Source organism: Microbacterium sp. CCH5-D1 (assembly GCF_001557335.1).
GTDB lineage: Bacteria > Actinomycetota > Actinomycetes > Actinomycetales > Microbacteriaceae > Microbacterium > Microbacterium oxydans.
Genome location: NZ_LSJW01000245.1, coordinates 1 through 1,238, shown reverse-complemented (window position 1 = coordinate 1,238; position 1,238 = coordinate 1). Strand labels below are relative to the sequence as shown.

Annotated in this window: 3 protein-coding genes; all 3 read left to right on the top strand. The window is 71.6% G+C overall.

Going from position 1 to position 1,238, the window contains the following annotated elements; all coding sequences use genetic code 11:
* A partial coding sequence (locus tag AX744_RS14860) for a RibD family protein (RefSeq protein ID WP_197429246.1) occupies nucleotides 1–379 on the top strand: 379 nt, incomplete at its 5' end.
* Nucleotides 379–1,008 (top strand): riboflavin synthase, encoded by a 630-nt coding sequence (locus AX744_RS14855; protein ID WP_046749659.1) that lies wholly within the window; start codon nucleotides 379–381, stop codon nucleotides 1,006–1,008. The genes AX744_RS14860 and AX744_RS14855, both read left to right, overlap by 1 nt.
* The coding region (locus AX744_RS14850) for a 3,4-dihydroxy-2-butanone-4-phosphate synthase (protein ID WP_197429245.1) at nucleotides 1,005–1,238 on the top strand (234 nt) is incomplete at its 3' end. The genes AX744_RS14855 and AX744_RS14850, both read left to right, overlap by 4 nt.

Sequence of the window (1,238 nt, the reverse complement as noted above, 5' to 3'; positions counted from 1 at the left end):
GCCCACACCCGCCGCGGCAGCGGTGCATCGCCACCCGCAGACGCCCCTGTTCTTCGACACCCGCGACCTGCATGCCGTCGCGGCCGACCTCCATGCCCGCGGCGTGCAGAGCGTGTTCGTGGAGGGCGGCCCGACGCTCGCCAGCGCCTTCATCGCGGCGGGGCTGGCCGACCGGGTGCTCGCCTACATCGCGCCCGTGCTGCTGGGCGGACGCCGGCTCGCCCTGACGGAGATCGGCGTCGGATCCATCGGCGAGGCGCGCCGCCTCGTCGTCGACGAATGGGTACCTCTCGGCGAGGACCTGCTCGCCGTCGCACACCCCGCGGACGCGGCGGACCCTGCGCAAACCACGAACCCCCAGAGCGAAGGAGCCGCCTGATGTTCACCGGAATCATCGAGGAGATGGGCGAGATCACCGCGATCACCCCCGCGGGCGACGGCTGGCGACTCACCGTGCGCGCGCCCCGCGCCGCTGCGGATGCCGTGCACGGCGAGTCGATCGCCGTCTCCGGCGTGTGCCTGACCGTGGTCGGCTCGACCGCGGACACCTTCGACACCGACGTGATGAAGCAGACGCTCGATGTGGCCGCGATCGGGTCGGCGACCATCGGCACCCGCGTGAACATCGAGAAGGCCATGCCGGTGGGCGCCCGACTCGGCGGACACATCGTGCAGGGCCACGTCGACGGGGTCGGCGAGGTGCTCGAGGTGCGGCCCGGCGCGCAGTGGAGCGTGCTCCGGATCAGTCTGCCCGCCGATCTCGCCCCACTCGTCGTCGACAAGGGCTCCATCTCGGTCGACGGCACCTCGCTGACGGTGAGCGCCGTCAGCGCCCCTGCAGACCCCTCTCCGTGGTTCGAGGTCTCGCTGATCCCCGAGACCCTCGCAGCGACGACCCTCGGCGTCCGCGCCGTGGGGGACCGCGTGAACCTGGAGACCGATATCCTCGCCCGCCACGTGGAACGCCTCCTCGCGTTCCGGGCTGCACCGGAAGGAGGCTCGCGATGAGCCTTTCCACGATCGACGAAGCCCTGGAAGCCCTGCGCGCCGGGCGACCCGTCCTCGTCGCCGACGATGAGAACCGCGAGAACGAGGGCGATGTCATCCTCTCGGCAGAGCTCGCGACGCCGGAGTGGGTGGCGTGGACCGTGCGCTGGTCGTCCGGTTTCATCTGCGCCCCGATGCCCGCCGACCTCGCCGACCACCTCAACCTGCCGCCGATGGTCGCCGCCAGCGAA